General features: G+C 61.0%; 27 protein-coding genes. 19 read left to right on the top strand and 8 right to left on the bottom strand.

What is annotated here, in order from left to right:
- The first annotated feature begins 5 nt into the window (after positions 1-5).
- The 11 genes from ACEN8E_RS19035 (at position 6) to ACEN8E_RS18985 (ending at position 9,098) form a co-directional block, all read left to right on the top strand.
- On the top strand, positions 6-959 hold the full coding sequence (locus tag ACEN8E_RS19035) for a peptidylprolyl isomerase (protein ID WP_495589445.1): 954 nt from the start codon (positions 6-8) through the stop codon (positions 957-959).
- Between the two features lie 220 nt (positions 960-1,179).
- The gene (locus tag ACEN8E_RS19030) at positions 1,180-1,713 is read left to right on the top strand and encodes a response regulator (protein WP_495589444.1); all 534 of its coding nucleotides are present in this window, start codon (positions 1,180-1,182) and stop codon (positions 1,711-1,713) included.
- 84 nt (positions 1,714-1,797) lie between these two features.
- Positions 1,798-3,504, top strand: a complete 1,707-nt coding sequence (locus tag ACEN8E_RS19025) for a GspE/PulE family protein (RefSeq protein WP_495589443.1) — start codon at positions 1,798-1,800, stop codon at positions 3,502-3,504.
- Complete coding sequence (locus ACEN8E_RS19020; protein ID WP_495589442.1) at positions 3,485-4,288, top strand: hypothetical protein; 804 nt, start codon at positions 3,485-3,487, stop codon at positions 4,286-4,288. Before ACEN8E_RS19025 ends, ACEN8E_RS19020 begins: the two co-directional genes overlap by 20 nt.
- 1 nt (position 4,289) lies before the next feature.
- A complete protein-coding gene (locus ACEN8E_RS19015) occupies positions 4,290-4,835 on the top strand; it encodes a PilN domain-containing protein (protein WP_495589441.1) in 546 nt (181 codons plus the stop codon).
- A complete protein-coding gene (locus ACEN8E_RS19010) occupies positions 4,822-5,370 on the top strand; it encodes a pilus assembly protein PilO (protein WP_495589440.1) in 549 nt (182 codons plus the stop codon). Before ACEN8E_RS19015 ends, ACEN8E_RS19010 begins: the two co-directional genes overlap by 14 nt.
- A complete protein-coding gene (locus ACEN8E_RS19005; RefSeq protein ID WP_495589439.1) occupies positions 5,370-5,894 on the top strand; it encodes a hypothetical protein in 525 nt (174 codons plus the stop codon). The genes ACEN8E_RS19010 and ACEN8E_RS19005 overlap by 1 nt, the downstream gene beginning before the upstream one ends.
- A complete protein-coding gene (locus tag ACEN8E_RS19000) occupies positions 5,891-7,729 on the top strand; it encodes a secretin GspD/PilQ domain-containing protein (protein WP_495589438.1) in 1,839 nt (612 codons plus the stop codon). The genes ACEN8E_RS19005 and ACEN8E_RS19000 overlap by 4 nt, the downstream gene beginning before the upstream one ends.
- Before the next feature lie 2 nt (positions 7,730-7,731).
- A complete protein-coding gene (locus ACEN8E_RS18995) occupies positions 7,732-8,205 on the top strand; it encodes a type II secretion system protein (RefSeq protein WP_495589437.1) in 474 nt (157 codons plus the stop codon).
- A 4-nt stretch (positions 8,206-8,209) separates the two neighbouring features.
- Positions 8,210-8,584 (top strand): type II secretion system protein, encoded by a 375-nt coding sequence (locus tag ACEN8E_RS18990; protein ID WP_429372925.1) that lies wholly within the window; start codon positions 8,210-8,212, stop codon positions 8,582-8,584.
- Complete coding sequence (locus ACEN8E_RS18985) at positions 8,559-9,098, top strand: type II secretion system protein (protein WP_495589436.1); 540 nt, start codon at positions 8,559-8,561, stop codon at positions 9,096-9,098. Before ACEN8E_RS18990 ends, ACEN8E_RS18985 begins: the two co-directional genes overlap by 26 nt.
- Before the next feature lie 839 nt (positions 9,099-9,937).
- On the opposite strand, the gene ACEN8E_RS18980 is transcribed toward ACEN8E_RS18985, so the two are convergent.
- Positions 9,938-10,378, bottom strand: a complete 441-nt coding sequence (locus ACEN8E_RS18980; protein ID WP_495593353.1) for an NUDIX hydrolase — start codon at positions 10,376-10,378, stop codon at positions 9,938-9,940.
- Between the two features lie 88 nt (positions 10,379-10,466).
- Positions 10,467-11,840: a nucleotide 5'-monophosphate nucleosidase PpnN gene (ppnN, locus tag ACEN8E_RS18975; RefSeq protein WP_495589435.1), complete on the bottom strand. Its 1,374-nt coding sequence runs from the start codon at positions 11,838-11,840 to the stop codon at positions 10,467-10,469.
- Between the two features lie 234 nt (positions 11,841-12,074).
- Here ppnN and ACEN8E_RS18970 point away from each other — a divergent pair, with 234 nt between their 5' ends.
- Positions 12,075-12,602 carry a DUF3087 domain-containing protein gene (locus ACEN8E_RS18970; protein ID WP_495589434.1) on the top strand — a complete coding sequence of 176 codons (528 nt, stop codon included), beginning with the start codon at positions 12,075-12,077 and terminating at the stop codon, positions 12,600-12,602.
- A gap of 84 nt (positions 12,603-12,686) precedes the next feature.
- Positions 12,687-14,231: a sensor domain-containing diguanylate cyclase gene (locus ACEN8E_RS18965; RefSeq protein ID WP_495589433.1), complete on the top strand. Its 1,545-nt coding sequence runs from the start codon at positions 12,687-12,689 to the stop codon at positions 14,229-14,231.
- A gap of 10 nt (positions 14,232-14,241) precedes the next feature.
- Here ACEN8E_RS18965 and ACEN8E_RS18960 read toward each other — a convergent pair whose 3' ends face one another.
- The 4 genes from ACEN8E_RS18960 to ACEN8E_RS18945 all read right to left on the bottom strand — a co-directional run bounded on the left by ACEN8E_RS18960 (position 14,242) and on the right by ACEN8E_RS18945 (position 17,709).
- Complete coding sequence (locus ACEN8E_RS18960) at positions 14,242-15,159, bottom strand: LysR family transcriptional regulator (RefSeq protein WP_495589432.1); 918 nt, start codon at positions 15,157-15,159, stop codon at positions 14,242-14,244.
- Positions 15,160-15,189: 30 nt separating this feature from the next.
- Positions 15,190-15,552, bottom strand: coding sequence for a DUF2784 domain-containing protein (locus tag ACEN8E_RS18955; protein WP_495589431.1), 363 nt, complete (start codon positions 15,550-15,552; stop codon positions 15,190-15,192).
- Positions 15,553-15,612: 60 nt separating this feature from the next.
- Positions 15,613-16,488, bottom strand: coding sequence for a 4-hydroxy-tetrahydrodipicolinate synthase (gene dapA, locus ACEN8E_RS18950; RefSeq protein ID WP_495589430.1), 876 nt, complete (start codon positions 16,486-16,488; stop codon positions 15,613-15,615).
- 285 nt (positions 16,489-16,773) lie between these two features.
- A complete protein-coding gene (locus ACEN8E_RS18945) occupies positions 16,774-17,709 on the bottom strand; it encodes a GGDEF domain-containing protein (RefSeq protein WP_495589429.1) in 936 nt (311 codons plus the stop codon).
- 168 nt (positions 17,710-17,877) lie between these two features.
- Here ACEN8E_RS18945 and ACEN8E_RS18940 point away from each other — a divergent pair, with 168 nt between their 5' ends.
- The 3 genes from ACEN8E_RS18940 (at position 17,878) to ACEN8E_RS18930 (ending at position 19,100) form a co-directional block, all read left to right on the top strand.
- Positions 17,878-18,576, top strand: coding sequence for an AzlC family ABC transporter permease (locus ACEN8E_RS18940; protein ID WP_495589428.1), 699 nt, complete (start codon positions 17,878-17,880; stop codon positions 18,574-18,576).
- On the top strand, positions 18,576-18,887 hold the full coding sequence (locus ACEN8E_RS18935) for an AzlD domain-containing protein (RefSeq protein WP_178076748.1): 312 nt from the start codon (positions 18,576-18,578) through the stop codon (positions 18,885-18,887). The genes ACEN8E_RS18940 and ACEN8E_RS18935 overlap by 1 nt, the downstream gene beginning before the upstream one ends.
- A 66-nt stretch (positions 18,888-18,953) precedes the next feature.
- Positions 18,954-19,100, top strand: coding sequence for a hypothetical protein (locus ACEN8E_RS18930; RefSeq protein WP_413428291.1), 147 nt, complete (start codon positions 18,954-18,956; stop codon positions 19,098-19,100).
- Positions 19,101-19,331: 231 nt separating this feature from the next.
- On the opposite strand, the gene ACEN8E_RS18925 is transcribed toward ACEN8E_RS18930, so the two are convergent.
- Complete coding sequence (locus ACEN8E_RS18925; protein ID WP_495589427.1) at positions 19,332-20,012, bottom strand: SOS response-associated peptidase family protein; 681 nt, start codon at positions 20,010-20,012, stop codon at positions 19,332-19,334.
- 196 nt (positions 20,013-20,208) lie between these two features.
- Here ACEN8E_RS18925 and ACEN8E_RS18920 point away from each other — a divergent pair, with 196 nt between their 5' ends.
- Positions 20,209-21,108, top strand: a complete 900-nt coding sequence (locus tag ACEN8E_RS18920; RefSeq protein WP_495589426.1) for a polysaccharide deacetylase family protein — start codon at positions 20,209-20,211, stop codon at positions 21,106-21,108.
- A 121-nt stretch (positions 21,109-21,229) separates the two neighbouring features.
- On the top strand, positions 21,230-21,469 hold the full coding sequence (locus ACEN8E_RS18915) for a DUF1652 domain-containing protein (protein ID WP_495589425.1): 240 nt from the start codon (positions 21,230-21,232) through the stop codon (positions 21,467-21,469).
- Between the two features lie 6 nt (positions 21,470-21,475).
- Here the strand turns inward: ACEN8E_RS18915 and ACEN8E_RS18910 are convergent, their stop codons facing one another.
- On the bottom strand, positions 21,476-22,360 hold the full coding sequence (locus tag ACEN8E_RS18910; protein WP_495589424.1) for a LysR family transcriptional regulator: 885 nt from the start codon (positions 22,358-22,360) through the stop codon (positions 21,476-21,478).
- 124 nt (positions 22,361-22,484) lie between these two features.
- Here ACEN8E_RS18910 and ACEN8E_RS18905 point away from each other — a divergent pair, with 124 nt between their 5' ends.
- On the top strand, positions 22,485-23,624 hold the full coding sequence (locus ACEN8E_RS18905; RefSeq protein ID WP_495589423.1) for a muconate cycloisomerase family protein: 1,140 nt from the start codon (positions 22,485-22,487) through the stop codon (positions 23,622-23,624).
- The last annotated feature ends 7 nt before the right edge of the window (positions 23,625-23,631 follow it).

Genomic DNA, 23,631 nt, shown 5'->3' with positions numbered 1-23,631 from the left:
CGATCATGAAATTCAACACCTTGCTGGTCGTGATGACGCTGTGGGTGCCCGTGGCGTGGTGCAGCAATGGCCCGGCCGCGGCGCGGGTCAATGGCGAGGAGATTTCCCGATTGCGCCTGGAGCGCTACTTCGCCGAGTACCTGGAAGATCAGGGCCGGGCGGCAGGCAGCATTGGCGATTCGAAAGCCTACGAACAACTGCGCAAGACCGCGCTGGATGCCTTGATCGACCGCGAATTGTTGTGGCAGGAAGCCGTCAAGCGCGGCGTGGTGATCAGTGATGCCGTGGTCAAGGACCAGGTCGATCAGACCCGCCAGGCCATGGGCGGCGCCGAGGTGTTTGCCAGGCGTCTGGAGGATGCCGGTTTTGACGAAGCCGGTTACACCGAATACACCCGCCGTGAACTGGCGGCCCGGCAAGTGTTCAATGACCTCACACAGATCGGTGGGCCGGACGAAAAACAGGTCCGGGCATTCTACGAAGAACACCTTGGCGAGATGAACCGGCCCGAGGCAGTGCGGGCCCGGCATATCCTGGTCAAGGTAGCGCCCGGCGCAGACGCTTCCACTGTCGAAGCCGCGCGGCTACGATTGACGGGAATGCGGGCGTCCATCGTGGCCGGGGCCGATTTCGCCAGCATTGCCCGCAGCGGGTCCGAAGATGCGTCGGCCAGCGAAGGTGGCGACCTGGGCTACTTTCCCCGTGGACGAATGCTGCCGGAGTTCGAGGCTGCCGCGTTTGCCCTGGCACCGGGGGCTGTCAGCGAACCCGTGCGTACGTCGGTGGGCTGGCATTTGATTTATCTGGAAAACCACATGGAGGCGACCAATGTTCCGCAGGAGCAAGGACTTGAGATGGTTCGGGCGTACCTTGCCCGGCAGCAACAGGTTCAAGCTCGCTTGCAGGCATTGGCGCAATTGCGCTCGCGCAATCGAATCGAGCGGATTGACGATGAATAGGGTTTCCCCAAAAGTGGGGAAAAAAAGTCAATGCCGATCCGATCGCTTTCCCCGCGTTTGGGGGGTGGAATGGCTGGACGAGAAGGCATTGTTTTTAAATTCAAGGACATGAAGACCTGACATTACCGGCATTCAGCATGGCATGAAGTGTGCGTAAGTCCTGTCAAGGCGCGCACTCGGCCAGGTTCAATCCCGGACCTGCGGTTTCAAGGAGTCGACCTTGTTGAACAAAGTACTGGTTGTTGATGACGAACAGCTGCTGGCGGAAAACCTCCAGGGTTACCTGCAGGCGCAAGCACTGGAAGTCCGGATTGCTCACGACGGTGCACAAGGAATCGCTGAAGCTGACGATTTCGCACCCGATGTGATGGTGTTCGATTACCGCTTGCCAGATATGGAAGGCTTTCAGGTGCTCGATGCCGTCCGCCAGAACAGGAATTGTCATTTTGTGCTGATCACAGGGCATCCAACCGCAGAAGTTTGCGAGCGGGCCCGGCAACTGGGAGTCAGCCATATCCTGTTCAAACCGTTTCCACTGGCGGAATTGGCCCGTGCAGTACTTGATCTTCTGGGCAGGAAGCGCGAACCCAGACCGGGTGTGAGCACTTGCGAAGGATTCGTCGAACGACGCCAGAGCAAGACCGAAAGTTTCCCGCTGCAGTTGTACGACGGTAGTTGGGTGCTTGCAGATCGCCGAAAAAACACATCGGCCTCCATGGCACCGGACGACGAACAATTGCTCACCGGGGAGTAGTGGCGCGACAAGACGTTCCGGCCTCCGCCGAAATCGCTCGTCGCGTCGACAGGGCTCAAAGCCCCGGGCGTTGGAGAGCATGCCATGGACCGTCTATCCCTTGTTGTAGAGCCGACGCAACAGGAATGTATACCGACTCGTTTTACCAGTGAACAACTGGCCCAGGCCCGGGCCCAGGCCACCAGTTCCGGCGAGCGGATGCTGGGCACCCTCGGGGAGTTGAGTGGACTGGCCCCCATGCCTTTCATCCAGTGCCTGGGGGTAACCCTGCACTACCCGGTACTCGACACCGACAGCCTGTTCAATTCCACCCCGGTGTTCGACCGGGTGACCCTGGCCCAATGCCTCAAGCGCGAATTCATCCTGCTGCGCCATGACGATGCGGTCATTGGTGTGTTCGCCGACCCTTTCGACAGTGCACGTCTGGCCTGGATCGATGAATGCCTGCACGGCGCGCCGCTGTACCTGGTGCATGCCGACGACCTGAAGGCCTACCTGGCGCGGCACGAAGAAAGCTTCCATGCGGTGGAGTCGCTCAACGCCCAGGCCGAGGCCGGAACCGAGATCGACACCCTGCAGAGCCTGTCCCTGACCAGCATCAGCGAAGACTCCAGCGTGGTGGTCAAGCTGGTCAACTCGACCCTGTACGACGCGTTGAAAATGCACGCCAGCGACATCCACCTCGGCACCACCGGCAGCGGCCTGGTGATCAAGTACCGGATTGACGGCGTGCTCAACAACATCAGCAAGATCCAGGGCAGCGAGTTCGCCGAGCAGGTGATTTCCCGGGTCAAGGTCATGGCCGAACTGGACATCGGCGAAAAACGCGTGCCTCAGGACGGTCGTTTCAAAGTCGGTATCAGCGGCCGGCAGATCGACTTCCGGGTGTCGATCATGCCAAGCATCTTCGGCGAAGACGCGGTGCTGCGGGTACTCGACAAGCAGGACCTCGCCGACAAAGTCTGCGGTGTGCAACTGCAGGCCCTGGGCTTTGAAGAAGAAACCCTGCGCCAGCTGCGCCGGCTGGCCGCCGAACCCTACGGCATGGTGCTGGTGACCGGGCCTACCGGTAGCGGCAAGACCACCACCCTGTACGCGATGATCACCGAGATCAACCACGGCGTGGACAAGATCATCACCATTGAAGACCCGGTGGAATATCAATTGCCGGGCGTGCTGCAAATCCCGGTCAACGAGAAAAAAGGCCTGACATTCGCCCGGGGCCTGCGCTCGATCCTGCGGCATGACCCGGACAAGATCATGGTCGGTGAAATCCGCGACCCGGACACCGCACAGATCGCCGTGCAATCGGCGCTCACCGGTCACCTGGTGTTCACCACCATCCACGCCAACAACGTGTTCGACGTGATCAGCCGTTTCACCCAGATGGAAATCGACCCCTACAGCCTGGTCTCGGCGCTCAATGCCGTGCTGGCCCAGCGTTTGATCCGCCTGGTCTGTACCAGTTGCAGCGCCCCGTACAGCCCGACAGTCGAAGAGCTGGAAGTCTCGGGGCTCGATCCGCAAAAGGTCGCGCACTTCCAGTTCGTCCACGGCAAAGGCTGCGGGCATTGCCGCGGCACCGGATATCGCGGGCGTAGCGCGATTGCCGAGCTGCTGCACCTGGACGACGAGCTGCGGCAAATGATCGTCGAGCGCCAACCCATTTCCAGAATCAAGGCCCATGCCTGCAAGCGTGGCTTGCGTCTGTTGCGCGAGTCGGCGCTGGAACTGGTGGAAAAAGGCCGGACCACTCTCGAGGAGATCAATCGTGTCACATTTATCTCGTGAGCAATTTGTCGCCGTGCTCGGCGCCAGCGGTGTCGGCCTGGGGCAACGGCAAGGCAGTACAACCCACTGGCTGGGCAGCGTCGGCTACATCGACGAAGGCTTCCAGGCCTGGACGGTGGCCCTCGACACCCTCGACCGTTTGCTGGCCGAACATACCGTTGCCAGGGCGGAACTGACCGTGGTGATCTCCGCGCACTTCAGCCGCTATTGCCTGGTGCCCTGGAGCGAGCAGATCAGCAGCCCGGCCGAATTGCTCGGCTTCGCCCAACTGTGTTTCGAAGACCTCTACGGTGCTCCGACGCAACCCTGGAGCATGGTGCTCTCGCCCGAACCCGCCGGTTACGACCGTATCGCCACCGCGCTGCCACAGGACTTGCTCGAACGCCTGCGCGCCCTGGTCAGCGCTCGCGGCCTGCGCTTGCGTTCGGTGCAGCCGTACCTGATGGCGGCGTTCAACCATTTCGATCAAAGCCTTGATGCCGGAGACTTCCTGTTCGTGGTCGCTGAACCGGTACGCAGCGTGTTGCTGCTGGCCCGGGAGGGGCGCTGGGTCTCGGTGCGTTCGGTGGGCAGCAGCGACAGCGATGCTGCGCTGAGCGCATTGATCGGCCGTGAAAACCAGTTGCAGGCATCCACCAGCGATCGACCGTTGAATGTCTACCTGCACGCACCGGCGCGCATCGATTCGCACCCTGACGTGCCCGGTGTGCTTCTGCGCACCCTCGAAGAGGACCGGACTGCCGTACGCGATTGCCTGTACGTCATGTCCCGGGCGGTGGCCTGACATGCGCCCCCTGATGCTCGACTTTCAGCCGCGCCACCGTGCAGGTCCTCTGGGCTGGAGCCTGCTGGCCGGTGGCGTGGTGCTGACACTGACTTGCCTGCTGGTGCAACAGCACCTGAGCAACGAGGCCGAACAACAGCAAGGCCACCTGCAAACCACACAGCGGGTGCTCACCGGCGATAACGGCAGCAAGGTCAGCCTGACCCCGGCGCAGATCCGCGAGCAGGCACAGAACCTGGCGGAAATGCGCAAGGTCTCGCAGCAACTGCGCCGCCCCTGGGAGCGCCTGTTCGCCACCCTCGAAGCCATGCCGCGAGACAACATTGCCCTGCTGAGCCTGACCCCCGATGCCCGCAAAGGCCAGGTGCAGATCAGCGCCGAGGCGCTGGACCTGGACGCCATGCTCGAATTCCACCGCCGCCTCGAAGCCAGCGGCGAACTGTCCGATGTGTCGCTGCTGAACCACGAAATTGTCGCCAACGTGCCGGAACACCCGGTGCAGTTCAACCTGTCGGCTACCTGGGAGATCGGCGATGCAAATCCATAAATTGATCGTCCACGAATACCTGCAAGGCCTGGGCGTTCCGGGGCTGGCAGGGCTGGGCATGCTGGTGCTGGCACTGAGCTATGGCCTGCTCGGGTTGCTGCCGGACTGGGAGTCGCTGCAAAACCTCAACCAGCAGACCCGCGAAGCCACCGAGTACCTGGCCAAGGTCGAAGACGGCACCGTGGCTCCACCGGTTGTACCGCAGCGCCAGCTCGACGATTTCCGCAGCAAGCTGCCGTCCCAGCCTCAGGCCACTGTGGCCATCGACAAGATCTATGCCCTGGCCGCCCAGGAGCGCATCACCCTGTCCCGGGGTGAGTACTCCCTGGGCGTGGACCCCAAGACACACCTGGCCCGCTACCAGATCCTGCTGCCAGTACGTGGCAGCTATCCGCAACTGCGGCGTTTCCTGCACGCCTTGCTTGGCCAGTTGCCGGCGGTGGTGCTGGAGGATGTGGAGTTCCAGCGCAAGAACATCGCCGATACCGACCTGACCGGGCGGATCCGCATGACCCTTTACCTGTCGAGGTCATGATGAATACCAAACGAGTGGTGGGTTGGGTGGCGTTCTTCGGTGTAGCGGCAGCGCTCGCCTGGTTCCCCGAATACTTCAAACAGGCTGACGACAGCGAACCCGCGGTGGCCACCGTAGCCACGCCAACCAGAGACAAGACCCCTGGCGCATCGGCGGCGGCATCGACTGCCGCTGCGGTGACGCCGATCAAGGATCTGAGCCCGGCCGGCGACCTGTTCGCCGCCCGCAGCTGGAAAGCGGTACCGGCCCCCGGCACCGGCACCGTCACTGAACAGTCGGAAATCGTTAATCCGGTGGTGCAAACCCCCACTGCACCGCCGTTGCCCTTCCAGTTTGTCGGCAGGCTGGATGACCGTTCCGATCTGCAGGTGTTCTTGCAGAACGGCGAAAAAATCTACGTCGTGCGCAAAGGGGATGTAATCGACGAAACCTGGCGGATCGAGCGGATTTCCAAAGCGGAACTGAGCCTGGTCTACCTGCCTCTGCATTTGGCGCAGACCTTGTCTGTGGGGAGTACGGAATGAACAAATCCCGTTTGCTGATGAGCCTTTGTCTGTGTGCGGGGCTGGCCGCATGCAGTTCGGCGGAGATTGCCAGGGACGAAGCTTCTGCCCTGATGGAGTCCGGCCAGTACGAAGCCGGTCTGGCCCGCATCGAACAGGGGTTGCGTGAAAACCCTCGCGATACCGATCTGCACATGGCCCTCAACAGCGGTCGGGCCCGCGCCGTGACGGCGCTGCTGACCCAGGCCGACATGGACCGGGCCCAGCGTAATTTCGCCGGGGCCCGCATGACTTACAGCCGGGTCTTGACCATCGAACCGCACAACCGTCGTGCCCAGGATGCCCTGCACCAGCTGGACTACCTGCGCAGCATGGACGAGAAACTCGAATTGGCCCGTGGCGACCTGCGTCGCGGTGATATCTACGGTGCCGACCGCCAGGTCAAACAGATTCTCGAACTGGACCCGAACAACGAAGGTGCCCTGGAGCTGCAAGCCAGCATCCGCCTGGTGCAGAGCCGCAACGTGGTGCAATACCCGCAACTGCGCACGCGCCTTGATCGGCCGGTGACCCTGGAATTTCGCGATGCCAACCTCAAGACCATTTTCGAAGTGCTGTCCCAGGTCGCCGGCCTGAATTTCATCTTCGACAAGGATCTGCGCCCGGACATGAAAGCCACGATCTTCGTACGTGACGTACGTATCGAAGACGCCGTGGACCTGCTGCTGCAACAGAATCAGTTGCATCAGAAAGTGGTGAATGAAAACACCTTGCTGATCTACCCGGATTCGCCGCAGAAGCTCAAGGATTATCAGGAGCTGGTGATGCGCACCTTCTACCTGACCAGCATCGATGCCAACACGGCGCTGAACATGATCAAAACCATGCTCAAGACCCGCGACGTGTTCGTTGACGAACGCCTCAACACCCTGACCATGCGCGATACCGGTGACGCGGTGCGCATGGCGGAAAAACTCCTGCAATCGCAGGATCAGTCCAACCCGGAAGTGGTGCTGGAAGTGGAAGTGATGGAGGTTGCCCGTCAACGCATTCTCGACCTCGGCCTGCAATGGCCCAACACCTTCGGTGTGATCAACAGCGACGGGTCGCCAGTGTCCATTCTTGATCAGCTCAAGGGTATCGACTCCAGCCGGATTACCATCAATCCATCGCCCCAAGCCAAGATCAATGCGCAGGACAAAGACATCAACACCCTGGCCAGCCCGGTGATCCGGGTCAGCAACCGCGAACAGGCGCGCATCCACATCGGTCAGCGGGTGCCAATCATCAGCGCCACGTCGGTGCCTTCGACCCAGGGCCCGGTGATCACCGAAAGCGTGACCTACCTCGACGTCGGTCTCAAGCTTGAAGTACAACCGATCGTGCACCTGAACAACGAAGTGGCAATCAAGGTCGCGCTGGAAGTCAGTAATGCCACGCCGCTGACGCCGACCGCGCAGGGCACCATTCCGGTCCAGGTCGATACCCGCAACGCCCAGACCACCTTGCGTCTGCATGATGGCGAAACCCAGATCCTCGCCGGTCTGGTGCGCAACGACCATGGCGCCAGCGGTAACAAGATCCCTGGCCTGGGCGACATTCCTGGCCTGGGCCGTCTGTTCGGCAGCAACAAGGACGACGTCAGCAAGTCCGAGCTGGTGCTGTCGATCACCCCGCGGATCGTGCGCAACCTGCCGTACCAGAGCCCGTCGGACATGGAATTTTCGACCGGCACCGAAACCAGCATGCACATCCAGGCACCGGACCGCTCGATGAGCACCACGGTTCAGGCCGCCCCCGCGAGCGACCCCATGAGCGCACCGATCGCCACCACAGTTACCGTCGGGAAGCCTTGATCATGAACGCCTCGCAACGCGGTTTTACCCTGATCGAAGTCGTGGTGACGCTCGCCCTGGTCGGCCTGTTGGCCGGCATGGCCGCACCGCTGACCGAGACCGTGGTGCGCCGGGGCAAAGAGCAGGAAATGCGCACCTCGTTGTACCAGATCCGCGATGCCATCGACGCTTACAAACGCGCCTTCGATGCCGGCTACATCGAGAAGACGCTCGACAGCAGCGGCTACCCGCCGAACCTGAAAGTGCTGGTCGACGGCGTGCGTGACGTGCGCAGCGCCAAGGGTGCCAAGTTCTATTTCCTGCGACGCATCCCCCGTGACCCGCTGGCCACCGTCAAGCGTGACGACGATGGCGGCTGGGGCCTGCGTTCCTATGACAGTTCGGCCGAGAACCCACGGGAGGGCCAGGACGTCTTTGACGTTTACTCCAAGGCCCGGGGCAAGGGTCTCAACGGCATCGCCTATCGAGAGTGGTGAGCATATGCGTCGGCAAAAGGGTTTTACCCTGATTGAACTGATGGTGGTCATGGCAATCATCGCGACCCTCATGACGATTGCCTTGCCACGCTACTTCAACAGCCTGGAGGCCTCGAAAGAGACCACCTTGCGCCAGAGCCTTTCGTCCATGCGCGAGGCGCTGGATCACTACTACGGGGACACCGGACGTTATCCCGATTCCATTGAACAACTGGTCGAACTGCGCTACCTGCGCAACCAGCCGCTGGATCCGATTGCCGAGCGCAAGGACACCTGGGTCATGGTCGCGCCGCCGGATGGCGTGGCGGGCGGGGTGGCCAATATCAAGAGCGGCGCGACCGGGAGGGCGCGTGATGGCAGCCTTTATTCCGAGTGGTAAGCCTTCGGACCAGGACGGCTTCACCTACCTGGGTGTGCTGTTTCTGATCGTCGTGATGGGCATGGGCCTGGCCAGTGCCGGCGAGTTGTGGGCCACCGCCGCACGCCGGGATCGCGAAAACCAGTTGCTCTGGGTCGGCACGCAGTATGCCCAGGCGCTGCGCAGCTATTACCGCAGTTCGCCCGGTGTGGCCATGTACCCGAAAGAACTCGCGGACCTGTTGCAGGACGAGCGTTTCCCGACGGCCAAGCACCATATCCGGCAGTTGTACCCGGAGCCGATGACAGGTGGTGAATGGGAGCTGATTCGCGGTATCGACGGACGCATCAGCGGTGTGTATTGCCCGTCCACCGAGAAGCCGCTCAAGCAGGTGAACTTTCCCAGTGAGTGGTCGGACTTCAATGGCATGGCCAGCTACAAGGACTGGCAGTTCGTGGCCGAGAAAGCCTCCCTCGGGGAAAACGCGGGGCCACCAAAAGCACAGTTCACAGGGCCCCAGGCTTTGCAGCCATGAATCGTCGCTGGCTGGCGGCATTTGTGTACGCCGATCTGCTTTTGCTCTGCTCTTCTGTGGGAGCGGGTTTGCTCGCGAAGGTGGCCTGACTGAGTACATATCCGTTTTTTGGGTAACGGCCACTTAGGGTTTCGCCCTTACGGCGACTCACTTTTTTAACAAGCGCCTTAAAAAAGTAAGCAAAAAAGCGCTCGCCCCGAACGTCCGGCCCCTCGCTTGGGCTCGGGGTTCCTTCGCTCCGGCATTCATCCGGGGGCATTGCCCTCCGGTCCGCTTCGCTTGACCTACATGCAATGAGTTCGACTGCGTCGAACGGCGCTACGCGCCCATCCCCGGATGAACGCCTCCGCTCAGCCTGCCGAGGGGGCGGGTGGATCAAGATCAAGAGCGGCAGGCGAGCTAACGCTCGGCCTGCTCCTCTCTTCTGTAGGAGCGAGCTTGCTCGCGATGGACGTCAACGATGACGCGGGCTGTCTGAATGCCCGCGGTGCCCCGGCGTTTTTAGCGAGCAAGCTCGCTCCTACAGAGGAACACGTTCAATCGCGATCAGGCCGGCCAGCAGGCCGCCTCGCTTTGGCTTTGGCTTTTGATCTTCTTGCCCCCTCGAGAGGCCGAACGAAAGGGGCAAGAGCCCTTGGTTACTTGGGGCTTTTACAAGTAACCCGCCGTCAGGGCGGAACCGCCAGCCGCCGTTACCGCAGCAATGGATATGTACACCAGTAAAAAAACATCGCCCAACACTCCGCCATCGCAAGCAGGCTACTCGCGAAGGCGGCCTGGCATCTAACGAAAATCTTCAAGCCCCCTCGCCACTGAGGTTGGGGATGTCTGTACGATCTTCAGACGTTTTCCAGCATCTGGATCAACTGCTCCGGCCACACCGTTTCACCGGTCTCCCGCAGCTCTGCCACCGACCACCATTTATGGTCCGCCATCACTCGAACCTCGTGAGCCGTCCACCCCTCACGGGACAGGCGTTCACTGTCGGTATGAACCACGAAATAGCGCTCAACAGATAGCACAGTTTCACCGCTCGGCAGCATCATTGGAAAACTGCGATCGGCAATGCTCGAACCTATGGTGTCGACCTGGAGGCCCGTTTCTTCAAACAGTTCACGAACCGCCGCAGCCTCAAAGGATTCACCCTGCTCGAGCCCACCACCGGGTGTCGCCCAGTGGCTCTGGCCGGCGAGGGCATCGTTTGTGTGCTGGAAGTGAAACAGCAGAACCTGTTGCGAGGGATTGATCACCAGCAGTCTGGCGGAATTGCGTTGGCGCATTTTTTCTTTCCATAGAGTGCCGCGAACCGCAGCTTTCACTGCGGTTCGCGACGGTAAAGCTCAGGTTGGCGCTCTCACACTGAATTCGTTATGCCACCACCCGATAACACGGCACATACGCCGCGCCGCCTGGCAGTTTCATGCGGTGCTGGGCGACGAAGGCTTTGAGCAACAGGTCCAGCGGCTGCATGATCGCCGCGTCGCCACGGATCTGGTATGGCCCGTGTTCTTCGATCAGGCGGATGCCCTTGTCCTTGACGTTGCCGGCGACGATGCCGGAGAAAGCACGGCGCAGGTTGGCGGCCAGTTCATGGGGTGGCTGGTCGAGGCTGAGTTTCAGGTTGGCCATGTTTTCGTGGGTCGGGTCGAACGGGCGCTGGAAGCCTTCGTCGATTTTCAGCAGCCAGTTGAAGTGGAACGCATCGTTGCGCTCGCGACGGAACTGCTTGACCGCTTTGAGGCCCTGGGTCATTTGCCGCGCCACTTCGGCCGGGTCATCGATGATGATCTGGTAGTGCTGCTTGGCGGCGTCGCCCAGGGTGGCGCCGACGAACGCATCCAGTTGTTCCAGGTATGGCGCGGCATGTTTCGGCCCGGTGAGGATGACCGGGAAGGGCAGGCCTGCATTGCCCGGGTGCATCAGGATGCCGAGCAGGTACAGGAACTCTTCGGCCGTCCCGGCGCCGCCCGGGAAGATGATGATGCCGTGGCCGACGCGGACGAAGGCTTCCAGGCGTTTTTCGATGTCCGGCAGGATCACCAGTTCGTTGACGATCGGGTTCGGCGCTTCGGCGGCGATGATGCCGGGTTCGGTCAGGCCCAGGTAGCGGCCGCCGTGGATGCGCTGCTTGGCGTGGGCGATGGTCGCGCCTTTCATCGGGCCTTTCATCACGCCCGGGCCGCAACCGGTGCAGATGTCCAGGCTGCGCAGGCCCAGTTCGTGGCCGACTTTCTTGGTGTATTTGTATTCTTCGGTGTTGATCGAGTGCCCGCCCCAGCACACCACGATCTTCGGCTCGACGCCGGGGCGCAGGGTGCGGGCGTTGCGCAGCAGGTGGAAGACGTAATCGCTGATGCCCTGGGAATTGCTCAGGTCGATGCGTTGGCTGTCGAGTTCGTTTTCGGTGTAGACGATGTCACGCAGGGCGCTGAACAGCATTTCCCGGGTGCTGGCGATCATTTCGCCGTCGACGAAGGCGTCGGCCGGGGCGTTCAGCAGTTCCAGGCGTACACCGCGGTCCTGCTGGTGAATGCGGATTTCAAAATCTTTATAGGCTTCAAGAATGGTCTTGGCGTTGTCGACATGGGCGCCGGTATTGAGGATGGCCAGGGCGCACTGGCGGAAGAGGGTGTAGGTGCTGCCGGAACCGGCTTCGCTCAATTGCTGGACTTCCCGTTGCGAGAGCGTTTCCAGGCTGCCTTTGGGGCTGACGGAGGCGTTGATAACTTGGCGTTGGGTCATTCAATGATCCTTAAAACGATGCCATTCACACAGCAACCACGAATGGCATCCGAATAATGTGTATTCATGAAAGAAGATGGCACGAACTGCGTGGTCTCGCCATGTCCCCCGCTTGACGATGAAAAGATGAAAAGGAGCTCCAGCATAGCTAAATCCTTCGCAGAGGCGATAATGGCCCGCAGTCTTTTTGCCTCAGACCCCTTTTTACCATTGAAGCTCAGGAAACCCGACGCAATGTTCGAAATCCAGCCGATGAACGCCGATACCTACCGGCAGCAGACGCGGCGCAGCACCTTTATCATTGCCCTGATCTTTCTGGCGCTGGCGATGGGCCTGTCCACGGCGGCGGTGGCTCTGTTCGGCGCACCGGGGGGCGACAATCTGCGCTTCAACGTCGGTGGCGTATTTGTTGCGGTGCTGGCAATGGCCGTGCTGATGCGCAAAGTGTTCTGGCAGCAGGAATGGATGGCGCCGGCGGTCTACGGTTGGCAGCTCAAGCGCAGCCTGATGAGCATCACCAATGTCATGCATCATGTAACGGCGGCCGTGGAACAGGGTGATCCGATTGCCATGAAACTGTTGCGTTTCTACCATTTGGGGTTGAACCAGATGCATCAACTGGACGGCAATTCCAGTGACCACAGCCAATTGATCCGCGAAATGGATCAGCACGAGGAACGGATGCAGGCGCAGGGTATCGATACCGGGCAGATGCGACTGGATCCGGCGTGGCTGGAAGCGCTGAAGCAGGCGTCGCGCTAGCATCATTGCGAGCCTGGATCAGGCATAGTGAGCAAAAACGGCGATCAGGAAGGTTCGTCCGGTCATAGGCACTCAGGGAGCACCATGGGACATCCATCGATCAACGATCATATTGAAATGCTCCGGCCAGCGGTGCCCCGGCTCAAGGTCCGCTCGGCAGTGATCCTGCTGGTCGCCGTGTGCCTGTCGATGGTGGTTATCGTGATCCGGGAAGCCTGGAGCTCACGCCAGTACCACCTGCATGACAAGGAAGTGGCGATGTCCAACCTTGCGCAGACCCTGGCTTCGCAAGCGCAGGCAACGATCAAGCAGGCTGACACGCTGTTGTTCACTCTGGTCGATCGTCTGGAGCACGACGGTATGGATCGGTCCCGGTTGCCGCAATTGCTCAATGCCCAGCGCAGCGAGTTGAGCCAGCTCCACGGCCTGTTCGTTTTCGACGAAAAAGGCCAGTGGGTCGCCAATTCCAATGGTGCCGGCCAATCCGGCGTCAACAACGCCGACCGCGAATACTTCATCTTCCATCGCGACAACCCCAGCCGCGGGCCGCATATCGGGCCGTCGATCAGGAGCCGTTCGAGCGGTGAATGGATCATGACGGTATCGCGCCGGGTCAATCATCCCGATGGCAGCTTTGCCGGCGTGGCACTGGCGTCGATTTACCTCAGCCACTTCCTGCAACTCTACGACAGCATCGACATGGGCAGTAACGGCGTGATCAACCTGATCGCCGACAATGCCAGCATTGTCATTCGCAGACCCTTCAAGGAGGCGGATATCGGCACCAGCCTGGCCAAAAGCCCGTTGTTCACCCAATTGTTGCCCAAGGGCGATGCGGGCACCGCCACGATCACATCGGTCATCGACGGTGTCGAGCGGGTGACGGGGTACCGCCGGGTCGAGGGTTATCCGCTGATCGTTTTTGCCGCATTGAACAAGCATGAAGTGCTGACCAGCTGGCGCCGGGAAACCCTGCTCAGCATCTGCATCGTCTCGTTGTTGCTGGGTATTCTCGGGATGCTTGGGTTCCGGCTTATCAAATTGATGAAGCAGCAGAATCTGGTGCAGGTCGAGTTGCTGGATACCCAGGACAAGCTCCTGGAGGTCAATCGCAACCTCGAATGCCTGGCCCTCAAGGATGCACTGACGGGGCTGGCCAACCGGCGTCAGTTCGACGCGTTCATCGATGCCGAAGTGGGACAAGCCCGGCGCAGCCAGACCGGGTTGGCGCTGCTGATGATTGATGTCGATCATTTCAAACCGTTCAATGATCGCTACGGCCACGTGGCCGGTGATGAGTGTTTGCGCAAGGTCAGTGCGATCATCACGGACAACATCAACTGCCCCGGTGACCTGGCCGCCCGTTATGGTGGCGAAGAGTTTGCCGTGGTGCTGCCCGGCACCGACTACGTGGGAGCATTTCTGGTGGCGGAGAAAATCCGCCGCGCGGTGCTGCAGGCTGAATTTGCCCACAGCGATAGCCCGCAAGGCAGCGTGACCGTCAGTATTGGCGTGTGTGCCAGCAATACCGCTTCCCAGGTTCGCCCCGAAGACCTGATTGGCGCGGCGGACAAGGCGCTGTACGTGGCCAAGGCCAGTGGGCGCAACATGAGTGTGATCGCCAACTGAATGTCAGGCGTCAGGCAAAGCGGTCCGTTCCCTGCACCAGCCGGGTAGCCAGGTTGGGCCTTTCAAGCTGCTCCAGCCACCAGCCCAGAGCGCGACCGTCATGGTCGCCACGCCAGCCGGCGTACAGGATGTTCGGTTCGCGCGGGTCGGCCATCGGCTTTTCAACCAGCGTGCCGTTTTTCAGCAGCGAGCCAACCCGGTGTCGCGGCAGCCAACCCACCCCCAGCGCATTGCATTGAGCGAGGATTTTTGCGTGCATGGTTGGCACGGCCAGCACCGCTTGTCCCCCGGTGACGCCATAGGTGCTGCCTTCGGTGACTCTGGACGAATCGGCCACCACAATCGCCCGGTGCTGCGCGACCATGGCCCGGGTAATCGGGCCTTTGGCCTTGGCCAGCGGGTGCTTGGGCGACACCGCAAACACCCATTCCATTTCCCCCAGTTGCATCCAGCGCAAGGACGCGATTGCCGGAGGTTCGTTGGTGGCGCCGATGATCAGGTCCGCGCGGTCTTCGCGCAGGGCTTCCCAGACCCCTTTGAGCACTTCCTGGGTGATGCGCAGCGGTACGCCCGATTGCAGCGCATCGAATTCGTCGATCACCGGGATCAGGGTTTCGAACTCCAGCAGTTCGTCGGTCACGATCCACAAGCGACTCTCCCAGCCGTTGGCGACTTGCCGGACCCGTTGGGTCAGGCGCGAGACGTCCTGCATCAGCCGCGCTGCTTCATTGACCAGCAACTCGCCCGCCGGGGTCAGTTGCAAGCGGTAGCGGCGGCGGTCGAACAGCAAGGCATCGAATCGCTCCTCCAGTTGCCGCGCCGCATAGGACACGGTCGACGGCGCCTTGCCCAGGTGGGCCGCCGCCCGCGACAGACTGCCGGTTTGTCGGATGGCCTCGAGCAGGGCCAGGTCTTCGGTCGACAGCATGTGTTCAGTCCTTGGCGGATGGTTGAAGTTTCAGGCGGCCCATTGCCGGATCAATCGAAGATAGACCAGCACGTTGATCACCAGCACCACGGCGCCCAGTCCCAACTGAATGCCGGGTGTCAGGCCGGCGGGATAGATGACCGGCCAGAGATAGTGCTCGATGAATCCACCGCCATAGCCGGATTGCCCGGCCCCATGGCGCAGACGGTTTTCCCAGTCGGTCAGCGGGCAGGGCAAGTGGAAGAATTCCACTGCCATGCCCCACAGCGCCGCAGGCGGATGCCACCAAATCAGGTGGCGCCATTTGAGCACCAGCAACCCGCCGAACAACACGAACACAATGAACAACAAGTGAAACAGCATCAGCCCGTCGGCTGCGATCCGGTACAGCATATCGGTGCCCCTGAAGGCTGAACGAATCGCTCCATGGTACTCGGACCGGTGGCGGGCGCTCTATCGATTGTCGCGGCCCAATGCGCTGAGCACGCCTTTCAAACGCAGGGTCATCGATTCACTGCTGCGTTGCATCGGCGCACGCAGTTCGTCACCGATCAAGCCTTGCAGGGCCAGCGCGGTTTTCACCGGGGCCGGTTTGGGTTCCAGGAACAGGCTGTTGATCAGCGCCAGCAAACGGAAAAACGTGGCGCGGCCGTCCGCCAACCGGTTGTCGCGGATCTGCCGATGCAACTGCACGAACAGTTCGGGATGGATATGCGCCGATGCGGCAATCGCGCCTTTGGCGCCCAGGCACAGGGCATTGAAGATCTGGTTGTCTTCCCCGCACAGCACGTCGACATGGCCACTTTCGAGCAGGGCGAGGGTGTTGGAAAAATTCCCTCCGCAATCCTTGATGGCAACGATGCGCGGGTGGGCGACGATGTTGAGCAGGGTCGCCTGTTCGAAGGCCACGCCGGTACGGTAGGGGATATCGTAGAGAATCAGCGGAACGCTGGAGGCATCGGCGACCGTGCGGAAGAACGCCTCCAGGCCAGCCTGGGACGGGCGGATGTAATAAGGCGCCGGCACCAGCAGGCCAGCCACCGGGCGCTTGAGAATCTCGCTCTGGAACTGCAACAACTCGGTCAGGTTGTTACCCGCCAGGCCCATGACCACCCGTTGCGCTGGCGCCTGTTCCAGCACCGCATCGAGCACCGCCAGTTGCTCATGCTTGCCCATCGCCGCCGGTTCGCCGGTGGTGCCGCAAACGATCAGGCCGTCGACGCCTTTTTCCAGCAGATGGCCGACCAGCCGCCGCAAGCCGACGAAATCGATGGCGCCGTTTTGGAACGGTGTGACCAGTGGAACCCAGATACCTTGAAACGCGGACATGCACTTTCTCCTGATGATTGACCGATTTCGTCACCGTCAGGAGCGTAGAAGGAGAGTAAGCAAGGGGAGGGTGGTCCGTAGCGCTCAATGTCCTGTCAGCTCATCTGACGGGACAGCGCGCCCCGGTCACATGAGCGACTGTTTCTTCGATTTGAGGGTGTGCGCAACGCAACCTTGCGCCTTGGCAATCAAGCCAAAGACGGAAAAGTTGAAGTTGAAGGTTGCGGACATACTTGCTTACACCCTGAGTGAGGCGCCCAGTTTTAAAAGCCGGTGCGCCGTTTGTCAATCACGAAAATCAGCGAACTCGGCACGCATCCGCCCCATGTGCTTGGCCTTGTAGAGCAATTGATCGACCTGGTCGACGAATTCCAGCGCCGTGGCATGCTCAGAAGCGGCGGTAGTGCCGACGCCCAGGCTGACGCTCAGCAGGTTCGACACGTTCGAGAACTCATGGGGGATCTGCTGCTGGCGAATCAGGTGCAGGCATTTGTGCGCCACGAGCCTGGCGGACTCGGCATCGCTTTCCGGGAGTAGCCAGACGAACTCTTCGCCGCCGATCCGGGCGATGAAATCCCGTGGCCGGTTCGCCGCCAGGGACAGGGTTTGCGCGACGCGGCGCAGGCATTCGTCGCCCTTGATGTGGCCGTAATGGTCGTTGTACTGCTTGAAGTAATCGATATCCAGCACGATCACCGACAATGGTGAGCCCGTGCGCTGGGCATTGCTCCACTCGCGTTCCAGCACGGTATCGAACATGCGCCGGTTGGCGATGCCGGTCAGGCCGTCCTGGAAGGAATATTCTTCGAGCTGCTTTTGCAGGCGGATCAGGTGTTCTTCGGTTTTCTTGCGCTCGCTGATATCGAACATGAAACCCACCAGCGCTTCGACTTCGCCGTCCTTGCGCACCACGTGCACCACATCGCGAATCCACACGTACTCGCCGCTGTCGGTCAGCGCCCGATAGTCGGCCTCGTGATCGAGACCGGCCCGCGATTGCGAGACGCAGAAGTCCATCACGTAGTCGCGATCATCCGGGTGCATGCGTTCGACCCAGTCGTTGACCGAAGTCCAACTGTCCTGCTTCCAGCCCAGCAGTTCCTCGATCTGTGGCCCGATATAGCTGAAAGTCATGGTTTTCCAGTCGATGCGCCAGGGAATCGCCCGTGTTGACTCAAGCAGGGTTTTATAAACGTCGCTGTCGGTTTCCATTGAACTCATGAAGGGCCTGCCTCGATGAAAATGCAGCGCCATCATGTTGTTGTCACTTTAGCGAATCAAGCGGCCAGCCGATGAATGGCACGCAGTCGTATCAGTGAGCAAGATTGTTCAAGCCATTGGCCGCCATAGCTGGCAAAGTCTGGGGTCTTTCCCTGTCTGTAGAACGTCATGTCCAACTCTATGATGCCGCGCAGTGCCTTTCTGCGTGGCGCTGCGGCGATCATGCCGCTGTCCCTGGCCACCGCGCCCTGGGGCCTGCTGGCCGGTTCCATGGCCATCGAGGCCAACCTCACGCCTCTGCAAGGCCAGGGTTTGTCGAGCATTGTGTTTGCCGGAGCCGCGCAACTGGTGGCCATCGGCATGCTCAAGGGCGGTGCCGGGATCTTTTCGATTCTGCTCACCACGTTGTTGCTGACCTCCCAGCATCTGCTGTACGGAATGAGCATGCGCTCGGTGATTTCACCGTTGCCGGGGCACTGGCGTGCTGGCCTGGGTTTTCTACTCACCGATGAGTTGTTCGCCCTGACCAGCCAGCACGACAAGCAGCAATTCAACCGTTGGTACGCCTTGGGCGTGGGCCTGACGTTCTACATCGCCTGGAACCTGTTCACCCTGGCGGGCATTGTGCTCGGCAGCAGCATTCCGGGTCTCGAACACCTGGGCCTGGATTTCTCCATCGCGGCCACCTTCATTGCCCTGATCACTCCGGTGGTCCGCAACGTGCCGACGGTGGTGTGCGTGGCGGTATCGCTGTTCTGCTCGGTGCTGTTCAGCTACTGGCAATGGGGCTCGGCGCTGGTGCTCTCGGGGTTGGCGGGCATGACCGCCGGTTTTGTCTGCAATAAATTCTACGGTGGACGCACATGATGGTCTGGGCAGTGATTGTCGGCATGGGCGTGTTGGTGTTCCTCAACCGCTATGTTTTTCTGGAGCCGCGACTGCCGGTGCGCCTGAGCAGCAATGCCCGGCAATTCCTCGGGTTTGCCGTACCGGGCATGTTGACCGCCATCTGCGGGCCGATTGTGTTCATGCCGGAGAAACAGCTGAACCTGCAGTGGGACAACCCTTATCTGATCAGCTCACTGGTGGCCGTCGGCCTGGTGCTCTACACCCGCAACACCTTGCTCAGCATGCTGTTGAGCATGGGCTTCTTCTTTTTGCTGCGCTGGTGGCTGTGAGCCGGTCGACGCAAACTGTTCTACGCTTAAAGTGGATGACCGATCCCTTCAGGAAGAGAGGTGAACATGGCCAATGACCCCAAGCGTCCGGATCTGGAAGAAGAAGAGGACGAGCCCACGGAAGAAGAGATTGAGCAGCAGAAGCGTTCGGTACCGGACTGGAAGCATCCTGACGACGGCAAGGAACTTTCGGAGCCTGACCGCAAGTTCTGAGCGGCACGCGAATACAACAGAGCCCCGCCATTGCGCGTAATGCTGCTTGTGGGAGCGAGCTTGCTCGCGATGGACTCAAGAGCGCCGCGTTTAGCCAGTAAACACGCGTAATCGTTAACGTCCATCGCGAGCAAGCTCGCTCCTACAGCAGCGTTACGCCTTTGAGCGGGGCCTTGTCATGTGCCGTTGTGGCATTTCAGTTTGTATGCACAACGGTCGTTACTGATCAGTTCATGGAACTTCTTTGATCAGCGCGGCGCCCTGGTTCCTGACATTGCCAACGGCCTTGTCGACCTTGTACCACTCGAATACGTGACTGGCCTCGCCCTGGGACAGCGCCATTTCCTCGGCCCGTTCCTTGGGCGTGGCCGGGTCCAGCCATTCCCGCGCCAGCTCCGGCGAGAATACCACCGGGCGTCGGTCATGTACGTCCAGCAGGCCGCCCGCGCTGTCGGCCGTCAGGATGACGAAACCGTCATGCTCCCGGTGAGGGGCTCCGCCGATGGGGTACTGGCCGATGGCCGCGCAAAAAGCCGGCGCCCGGTTCCGTCGCCGAATCAGCCACGGTTGTTTGTTGCCATTACCGTCGTCGACCCATTCGAACCAGTTATCGATCGGGCAGATTGCGCGATGGGGCCAGATCGCCCGGAAGTACGGGCCATGGGCGACTTTCTCGACCCGGGCATTGATCGGCGCCACGCGATCCGTCGCCCAGTGCGGTCGCCAACCCCAGCACACGGCGTCGGCGTGCAGCCGCTCATTCTCCAGGTGCAACAGGGCGAGTTGCGTGGTGGGCGCGGCGTTATAGTGCGCCAGGGGTTCGTTGCCGACGCGGTTGACCAGCGCGTCGGGGATGCTCAGCACCGCCACGAAGTCGTGAATTCCACGGTATTGCGACAGTCGTCCGCACATGGCCTGACACTCTGCTTGAGCGTTTTTTTCAGTTTAGCCGGTGGCGACGAAACGGGCTGGCAAGTACTGGAACCAAACTCTGTGTACCTTATCCAACCTCGGCTCGCCCTCTTGATGCGGGCTGACGACGGATGAACGGGCGAAGGATTCGTGCCAGTTGAAGTATTGACCGTGATGGTCTGGCCCAAGGCAGAAGATGAAACAGTTGTTGAAATGTTTAACGGTGTGCGCCCTGGCAGTGGGTCTGCTGGGTTGTATTGCAGCACCGATTGAAATGACTGCGCAGACCGAACAGCGTTTGCGCGAGCAACCCCCCATCCGGTTTCTGCTGACCTTCGATGACGGCCCCAGCGCGTCGAGCTGGTGGAATCCGACTATCACAGTGCTTGAGAGCCTGGCGCAAAACCCGCTGCAACCGGGCATCAAGGCCGTGTTCTTCGTGCAAACCCGCGCACCGCGAGCCGGCGGCAGCGAGTTGGGCCGGGACATCATGCGGCGCGAACACGCCGAAGGTCACATTCTGGGCTTCCACACGGCGACGCCCTGGCACACCAACCATCGCTCGCTGGAGCCGCAAGAGCTGGAACAGGCCCTGACCGATGGCAGCGCCGACATCGCGGCGATCACCGGCGCCCCCCCGATCCTGCTGCGCCCGCCATTCTGGAACTACGACAAGCGCACGTTCGCCGCCTATCAGCAGCATGGCCTGCATGTACTGCTGACGGACTTGAGCGCCAATGACGGCAAGATCTGGGGCTTCAACGCCAGCCCCCGCCGCCGGTCGCACATGCTGCGCTCCATGTCTGAGGTACGCGAACGCATGGCTCGTGGCGAATTGCCGGTGGTCGATGGCGTGATTCCGGTGGTGGTGACCTTCCACGACCTCAACCGTTATACCGCCCGGCATACCCGCGAGTACCTGCAGATACTGCTCGACAGCGCCCGGGAGACCGGGGTGAAGACCGCGGACAAGCCATTCTACGAGGATCAGGCCGCGTTGCTGCGGGCCGCCATGGCGCGAACCGTGCGTGACGATTCACAGCCGGTCGAGTTGCCGGGGTTCTGGAACTGGATCTGGGGCGCTAACACCCATTAGAAACGTGCAGGAATCAGAGCTGGACAACACTCATCGCGAATGAGTTCCGGTGCGGAATCGGCAAAGCGTATCTATGCTGAAACGGATCCAATCGAAATGACTGTTGCCCGAGGGACCGGCCATGCTTCCGATTTCAGTTCTTTGCAGCATCGTAGAGTCCGGGTTTGCGCCGCTGTCGTGCGAATGCACGGAGAGCCTCGGACTGCTGCGCATCGAAGTCTACGACCCTGTCACCAGGCGGGTGGAGCTGTTGGTCAGCGGTGTTTCGACGGCCGAACTGACCAGTGTGCGCGTCGTCTCCGATCTGGTCGGCGAGTTGCGTACCAGGATAAAGGCAGGGCGCCGGGCCTTTGCGGGTTGATCGTTATCAGCCTTGCGGCTGTAGTTCATCAATCATCCGCAAGCAATGGTTCAACCCCGGCGACACATCGCCCACCCGTCGGCTGAGAATGATCGGCGAGGTGGCGTTGTCTTCCAGCAGCGGGGTGAAGCCGATGTCGTCGCGGTGCAGCAACTGCACCGAGGCCGGTACCAGCGTGACCCCGATTCCTGCCCCCACCAGACCGATTGCCGTTTGCAACTCGTTGGTCCATTGCGCGACGTGAATGCTCACGCCATAGGACTCAAACAGGGCAATCACATGGTCGGCGTAGCTCGGCCGTGGATTGCCGGGGTACAGCACAAAGGGTTCCTTCGCCAGGTCCCGCAGGCTGATGGGGCCTGCGAGCAACGGGTGCCCGGCGGGCAGGGCGGCGACCAGGCGGTCTTCGGTGAGCACGGTCTGGACGATGGCCGGGTCGTCGATACGGATTCGGCCGAAACCAATGTCGATGCGCCCGGCCTTCAATGCCTGTACCTGTTGCAGGGTGGTCATTTCCGACAGACCCAATTCCAGCTCCAGCGGCTCGCCACTGCGTAACCGTCGGATCAGTTCCGGCAGCACGCCATACAGTGTCGACGGCGCAAAGCCGATACCCAGCCAGGTTTTTTCACCCGAGCCGATACGCCGCGTGTTGTCGCAGACCTTGTTCAATTGTTCGAGCAGGGCGGTGGAGTGCTCATGGAAAAACCGCCCGGCGTCAGTCAACTTCAGCGGTCGGCCGCGCTCCAGCAGCATCACCCCCAATTCGTCCTCCAGTTGCTGGATCTGCCGGCTCAACGGCGGCTGGGCAATATGCAGGCGCTCGGCGGCGCGAGTGAAGTTGAGGGTTTGAGCCAGCACCTGAAAGTAACGCAGGTGACGCAGTTCCATGGAGCCTCCGGATTTTCAATTGAATACCTTTAAGGTATCAAGCCAGACCAATTCTATATTGGCCGCCCGGAAAAAGCCGTATGAGAATCCAACTCAGAACTTCAAGAACCTGACGGGTATCGAAATGCTAGCAACCGCCATTGAGTCGATCGAGACGATCATCGTCGATCTGCCGACCATCCGCCCGCACAAGCTGGCGATGCACACCATGCAGAACCAGACCCTGGTGATCATTCGCGTGCGTTGCGCCGACGGCATCGAAGGCATCGGCGAATCCACCACCATCGGTGGCCTGGCCTACGGCAATGAAAGCCCGGACAGCATCAAGACCAACATCGATACGCACTTCGCACCGCTGTTGATCGGCCAGGACAGCGGCAACGTCAACGCCGCCATGTTGCGTCTGGAGCGCAGCATCCGTGGCAACACTTTTGCCAAGTCCGGTATCGAAACCGCGCTGCTCGACGCCCAGGGCAAACGTCTCGGCCTGCCCGTCAGCGAATTGCTCGGCGGCCGTGTTCGCGACTCGCTGCCAGTGGCCTGGACCCTGGCCAGCGGTGACACCGAAAAAGACATCGCCGAAGCGGAAAAAATGCTCGATCTGCGCCGCCATCGCATCTTCAAACTGAAGATCGGTGCCGGTGAGGTCAATCGCGACCTCGCCCACGTAATTGCCATCAAGAAAGCCCTGGGTGATCGTGCCAGCGTGCGGGTCGACGTCAACCAGGCGTGGGACGAAGCCGTCGCGATACGTGCCTGCCGAATCCTCGGCAGCAACGGTATCGACCTGATCGAACAGCCGATCTCGCGCAACAACCGCGCCGGCATGGCCCGCCTGAACGCCATGAGCCCGGCGCCGATCATGGCCGACGAATCCATCGAAAGCGTGGAAGATGCGTTCAACCTGGCCCGCGAAGGCGCGGCCTCGGTGTTCGCCCTGAAAATCGCCAAGAACGGTGGCCCACGCGCCGTGCTGCGCACTGCCTCCATCGCTGAAGCGGCCGGCATCGCCCTGTACGGCGGCACCATGCTCGAAGGCGGCCTGGGCACCATGGCTTCGGCCCATGCCTTTGTCACCCTGAACAAACTGGCGTGGGACACCGAGCTGTTCGGCCCGTTGCTGCTGACCGAAGACATTCTCAGCGAACCGCTGGAATATCGCGATTTTGAACTGCACGTGCCGAAAACGCCGGGCCTGGGCCTGAGCCTGGATGAAGAGCGCCTGGCGTTCTTCCGCCGCGACAAGACCATTCATCAAGCCTGAGGAGAGC

Source organism: Pseudomonas sp. Pseusp9, from assembly GCF_059491265.1.
Note: the sequence above shows the minus strand (reverse complement) of the source record. Positions and strands in the feature narration are given on the sequence as shown.